7 protein-coding genes and 3 pseudogenes are annotated in these 4978 nt (G+C 43.8%); 1 reads left to right on the top strand and 9 read right to left on the bottom strand.

Going from position 1 to position 4978, the window contains the following annotated elements:
- Window positions 1–506: pseudogene (locus ACOTYN_RS25705) on the bottom strand (type IV secretion protein Rhs); the annotation flags it as partial.
- Window positions 507–508: 2 nt separating this feature from the next.
- Between ACOTYN_RS25705 and ACOTYN_RS25700 the strand changes: the two are divergent.
- Window positions 509–610, top strand: a pseudogene (locus ACOTYN_RS25700) (DUF933 domain-containing protein); the annotation flags it as partial.
- Window positions 611–664: 54 nt separating this feature from the next.
- Here the strand turns inward: ACOTYN_RS25700 and ACOTYN_RS25695 are convergent.
- From ACOTYN_RS25695 to ACOTYN_RS25660, 8 genes and pseudogenes are all read right to left on the bottom strand, one after another.
- Window positions 665–958 (bottom strand): YciI family protein, encoded by a 294-nt coding sequence (locus ACOTYN_RS25695; protein ID WP_014884201.1) that lies wholly within the window; start codon window positions 956–958, stop codon window positions 665–667.
- A 99-nt stretch (window positions 959–1057) separates the two neighbouring features.
- Window positions 1058–1423, bottom strand: coding sequence for a hypothetical protein (locus ACOTYN_RS25690; protein WP_023330594.1), 366 nt, complete (start codon window positions 1421–1423; stop codon window positions 1058–1060).
- A 16-nt stretch (window positions 1424–1439) separates the two neighbouring features.
- The gene (locus ACOTYN_RS25685; protein WP_032629020.1) at window positions 1440–1820 is read right to left on the bottom strand and encodes a hypothetical protein; all 381 of its coding nucleotides are present in this window, start codon (window positions 1818–1820) and stop codon (window positions 1440–1442) included.
- 101 nt (window positions 1821–1921) lie between these two features.
- Complete coding sequence (locus ACOTYN_RS25680) at window positions 1922–2404, bottom strand: hypothetical protein (protein WP_023330595.1); 483 nt, start codon at window positions 2402–2404, stop codon at window positions 1922–1924.
- On the bottom strand, window positions 2401–2784 hold the full coding sequence (locus tag ACOTYN_RS25675; protein ID WP_371886268.1) for a hypothetical protein: 384 nt from the start codon (window positions 2782–2784) through the stop codon (window positions 2401–2403). Before ACOTYN_RS25675 ends, ACOTYN_RS25680 begins: the two co-directional genes overlap by 4 nt.
- Window positions 2785–2792: 8 nt before the next feature.
- Window positions 2793–3272: pseudogene (locus ACOTYN_RS25670) on the bottom strand (RHS repeat-associated core domain-containing protein); the annotation flags it as partial.
- Between the two features lie 553 nt (window positions 3273–3825).
- Window positions 3826–4308 (bottom strand): hypothetical protein, encoded by a 483-nt coding sequence (locus tag ACOTYN_RS25665; protein WP_023330597.1) that lies wholly within the window; start codon window positions 4306–4308, stop codon window positions 3826–3828.
- Window positions 4309–4330: 22 nt separating this feature from the next.
- On the bottom strand, window positions 4331–4978 hold a 648-nt coding region (locus ACOTYN_RS25660; protein WP_421634794.1), incomplete at its 5' end, for an RHS repeat-associated core domain-containing protein.

Here is a 4978-nt window from a genome sequence, read left to right as displayed (position 1 = left end):
TCCCGCGGCTGGCTGATGACCTCCGTCAGGCGGTGCTCGCCGTCGTAGCGGTAGTGCCACCGGGTCTGGCCGTTATCCTTCTCCACGGTGCGGCCGTGAATGTCATAACGCCAGCGAATGCCGTTCAGCTGCGTCAGGCGGTTATGCGTGACCTTCTCAGCAGCCCCTTCGAGCGGGTTACCGGCGGCATCCCAGCGCCACTGCTCCTGTCCGGGCAGCGAGCCGTCCTGAACCAGCAGGCGCCCGGCGCTGTCGTACTGCCAGCGGTACCAGCTGAACGGATTATCGTCCCGCTCTTCCCGCACCAGGTTATTGCGGTAATCGTAATCCCAGCAGCGGGACCAGCGGCGCGGCGACGGGCGGTGAGCATTGCCGGTAAAGACGTCCCGGCGATGCAGTCGTCCAAGGTGGTCGTACTCGCTGCGGGTGGTCAGCAGCCCCTGGGTGCGGCTGGTTTCACGGTGGAGTTCGTCGCGGGCAAAGTCGGAGACCGACAGCTTATTGAGAACAAGGTGAGCAAGGCAAGAAAGAATCAGGCAAGATGCGTGAGAAAGAGAAAGATTACATCGTTAAAGATGGCGATCTGATGAACTTCCTGTTTAACGTCTGATTTGTTTTGAATGAAAAAAATCCACGCTTTGGCGTGGATTTTTTTATTCGAGGGTTAAAACACATTTTCCAGGAGTTCTGTTTTCATGCTGGGTTCAAAGGGAATGATTTCAACAGTCGCTAGCTTTAACGCCTGAAAAGGATCCTCGCGCAAGCGCTCTTCAAGAGAGGCAAGACTTTCACACTTAGCGAGAATGACCCCACCGTTTCTTGGGATCCGTCTACCGGATGCCAGGAAAATCCCCTCTGAATACCCCTTTTTTAGCCACTCAACATGAGCATGTATCGCTGCGTCAATCTCTTCGAGTGGTTTGATATAGGTTAAAATGACAATGTAAACCGTGCTCATCCTTTGCCTCTTAGCTCTGTTTTAAACCGCTTGTTGGAACTGCTTATGCAGCCCTCTTTTGCCACCGGTTATTGTTATCATTTTTTGGTGCTTTTGATGTTAATACGCAGGGCCCGATAGAGACAGCGCGTTACGCTTCATATCCCAGGAATAAAACCAATCATGCCAGCCGTTTTGCTTTTCCGCATAGCTACAGACCACAACCACTTGCTTTGACAGGTTGAAAGTTAAGTAATAGAAAGCTGCGCCTTCAGGAGGTGCTGACCAAAATGGTTTTTCACCCTGCGCATTGAAGATGGTCAAAACGGTTGGTAATGGCTTTGGTTCGCTTAACGCAAAGACTAACTGGCGTGTTGAGTCGACCATTGCATGGTCTAAAAATGGCATACTAACCACTCTGTTACTTTCACCACTAGCCCAATGAAGCAGGTTATTTTCTTTAAAATAAATGAGATTTTCAATCATTGGTAAACCTCAACCTTTAAAGGTTGATCTTTTTCAAATCACCTTCAAAAAGCCCCACAAGATATACCCGGTATCGTGCTGGTTGCACTTCTTTATACGTTAATACACTAGAAAAATCTTTCAAACACTTTGAACATGTATTTTTCGAAACATCTAATTGGCTATCGTCGTAGCTATATTTCTTATGTTCACTAACAAGCTTCACACCTCTCATTTTCTTAACCAAAAAGCTTTTTACCTCTTCAGTAAGCGTGTCAAACTCATATGAGTTTACGATAGAGTAGACTATTACCCCGTCACACTCAGGGCATGATATTTCCTTTCCATACTCTATGAAATCATTGTCAATGCCATCGAGGACTAATAACTTCTTTTTAAGTCGATTAGTTATTTTCATTTTCTCTATAACTTTTAACTCCAATAATAACAAGTAAGATTAAAAGTAAATGGATGATGTTATTAGTCAATAACTTAATTTAGGCAAGCCTTAGTTATTGATTATATTGAATTCCAAACTATATGTATGCCATGGTTGAATGACTTTGTCTCATACGAGACAGAAATTCGGCCCCATTCATAATCCCATCTAATCATTTCTGTTTTCGTAATATCAGGAGCCCCTAAATTCAGAGAAAGGCTTAGCCAATCAGACAAGCTTTTCACTGAGTTATTTAGCATGTTAATATTAGTTCTTGCATCCCAGTCCTTTAGGGATTTATAATATTCACTATCTTTATCGACAAGATGAACCATAAAAGGAAAACCAAAACATATTGGCCGTATGTTAATTTCAAATTCTTTATCGCAAAAAAACACCGGATCAATAAGATAGTGATAAGGCATGTATTTCTTTACAGCATTAAACGTATTTAGTTTGTGATAAAGTTTACTGTTGCAAAATCCTTCTTCAGTATCAATCTCTAAAGTTAGACCATCGAAAATTAGCTTTCCCGTTTTCGCATTAAAATTTAAGTTTATCATATATCTAAAATCTTTCCTGGGGTTAAGGACTGAAGTCCTCCCCCATCTCCATACAACTTATTGGCTGCAGCTCTACCGTAAGCAACATCTATGTCTTCGCTTACATAGAAAGCCCTTAATTTCGTACGTACAGACCATCGAGGATCTAATTTTACCTGTAGCACTTGATGATAACCCAAAGGATCGCCTCTATATTGATTGACTGTTGGGAATGTCACAGTATATGAGGGTTGTTGATTCCCATTCGGGTAAAGAGCATAAAGAATTGTACCTTTTTTCAGCTTCCTATTCTTATAAACATCAATACCGGGATAATCATCATTTCCAGGGCCTTGCCACTTTGTTGCTTCTTTAGATGGATCCTTACATTTACGACTCAACCCCCACGGATCCACCCCAGCGCATTCGGCGCATACTGGTAAAGGTTTATCCCCCCCGCCAGCCCTATCGGGTCCTGCTGCGTAAACCGCCCGCAGTCCGGGTCGTAATACCGGAACAGACTGTAGTGCAGCCCTGTCTCACGGTCCAGGTATTGCCCCTGCATGCGCAGGTTCTGAGAATATCCTGATACCTGCGTCTCACTTTCCCGCAGCAGCTTGCCCCAGGCGCTGTTCACCCCTTCCCAGCGCACCTGCCCTTCGATATCCGTCATCCGCTCCGGCGTACCGTTGGGCTGGCAGTGGAACCAGAAGATCTCCGGGGCATCAACGCCATCGACACGCGCCAGCGGATCGTAACTGTCCTGATCGCTGTAGACGTAGGTCAGCGGCACGTCCCCGTTCACCTCCTGCAGCAGGCGGAACCCCTCCCAGACGAACCGGGTAGTGACCGGCTTGCCGGTTGGCTGTCCGCCCAACATCTGGCGTCGCGGTGACGGGCGCTGGGCATTGCCAGTGTATACATCCCGGCGATGCAGTCGACCAAGACAGTCGTACTCCCTACGGGTGGTCAGCGCCCTCTGCATGCAGAAGGAAAAAATTACACTGTTAAAGATGGCGACATACTGAACTTCCTGAATAACGTTTGAATAGTTTCAGTTGTGTCTTGAGACTCTCTTTACTTCATAGCATTTACTAATAACCCACGCCATATCTTGATTTTTTCTTGAAAGTTCAATTAAAGTATTTATAGCGAAATCTGAAGGCGAGTAATTCATTCCGCCATAAATGCAATCTTTTCAGAATTATTATCTAACTATTCTTTATGCATTTTCATTATACATCCCTCCTTTTTAGACCCACTTATAAAAGATGTACAAAGAAGATTATTATTTCATTTAGAAAAAAGGGATTAATCCGATTTTTTATCTCGCATACTAAATAAGGCAGTCATCTATAATAAATTTAAATATCACTACTGGACAATATGGCTTCCGTTCCATGGATGGATAACTCATATATGTAATGTACGATTTATTACCATCAGAGATTAAGATTCCATTCAATATATATCCCACAATCAAAGGATCTTTCATTTGATTGCACTGTTATCTCTCCCCATTCATAAGTCCATTTTGTTCCATATGGAGGCTTATTTATCTTTCCCATATTGTTTCTGGAAAATTTATTTTGAACCCATTCTGTCAATCGTCTTTCTTCCTCTTCTAGATTTTTTAACGATGCCCTCTTATCCCAATCTTTGAGTGATTGATAAAAATCTCCGTCTTTACTTGTAAGAAAAAGAGATGGATTAAATGAGAAAATTGCTGGTCTGAACTCTACGATAAAATTCTGCCCTTCCCATTCAATATCATTTTTCGAAAAATAAAATTTACCTATCTTAGTAAATTGCGGATGGGTTTTGTAAAACTCAGATGAAGTAAATATTTCAAAAGAACTAAGTTCAATAGGATAATCATCAATTTTAACATTCCCATTTTTTACATTAAATGTCATCTTTTTCATATATCTATAACCTTACCAGGAATTAATTTACCTCTTGCTTCTTCAGGTATGTAAAACTGCATCCCCCCCCCTTTCCGAACTGAGGATTCGCCGTTGCACGACCACTAGCAACAAATATATCCTCAGATACATAATATGCCCTAACTTTGGTTCGTACAGGGAAATCTGGGTTAAGTTTCACTTGTAACGCCTCATGATGTCCTAATGAATCACCTTTATATTGCCTAACTGTAGGATGAGTTACGGTATATGCAGGTAACTGATCACCATTTGGATGCAATGCATAGAGGATCGTTCCTTTTTTAAGCGTTCTGTTCGAGTAACTATCAATACCTTTATAATCTTTATTAAGAGGTCCTTGCCACTGAGTCGCTTCTTTAGAAGGATCCTTACATTTACGACTCAACCCCCACGGATCCATCCACCCCAGCGCATTCGGCGCATACTGGTAAAGGTTTATCCCCCCCGCCAGACCTATCGGGTCCTGCTGCGTAAACCGCCCGCAGTCCGGGTCGTAATACCGGAACAGATTGTAGTGCAGCCCTGTCTCACGGTCCAGGTATTGCCCCTGCATCCGCAGGTTCTGAGAATATCCTGATACTTGCGTCTCGCTTTCCCGCAGCAGCTTGCCCCAGGCGCTGTTCACCCCTTCCCAGCGCACCTGCCCTTC

It is taken from the genome of Enterobacter cloacae complex sp. IR5458 (genome assembly GCF_049238025.1).
GTDB classification, from domain to species: domain Bacteria; phylum Pseudomonadota; class Gammaproteobacteria; order Enterobacterales; family Enterobacteriaceae; genus Enterobacter; species Enterobacter kobei.
The sequence above is the reverse complement of the archived record's forward strand: the minus strand, read 5'-3'. Positions and strand labels throughout refer to the sequence as shown.

Coding starts and splice junctions, on each gene's coding strand:
- ACOTYN_RS25680 (WP_023330595.1), bottom strand. CDS start 2,404: ATGATAAACTTAAATTTTAATGCGAAAACGGGAAAGCTAATTTTCGAT.
- ACOTYN_RS25685 (WP_032629020.1), bottom strand. CDS start 1,820: ATGAAAATAACTAATCGACTTAAAAAGAAGTTATTAGTCCTCGATGGC.
- ACOTYN_RS25695 (WP_014884201.1), bottom strand. CDS start 958: ATGAGCACGGTTTACATTGTCATTTTAACCTATATCAAACCACTCGAA.
- ACOTYN_RS25665 (WP_023330597.1), bottom strand. CDS start 4,308: ATGAAAAAGATGACATTTAATGTAAAAAATGGGAATGTTAAAATTGAT.
- ACOTYN_RS25690 (WP_023330594.1), bottom strand. CDS start 1,423: ATGATTGAAAATCTCATTTATTTTAAAGAAAATAACCTGCTTCATTGG.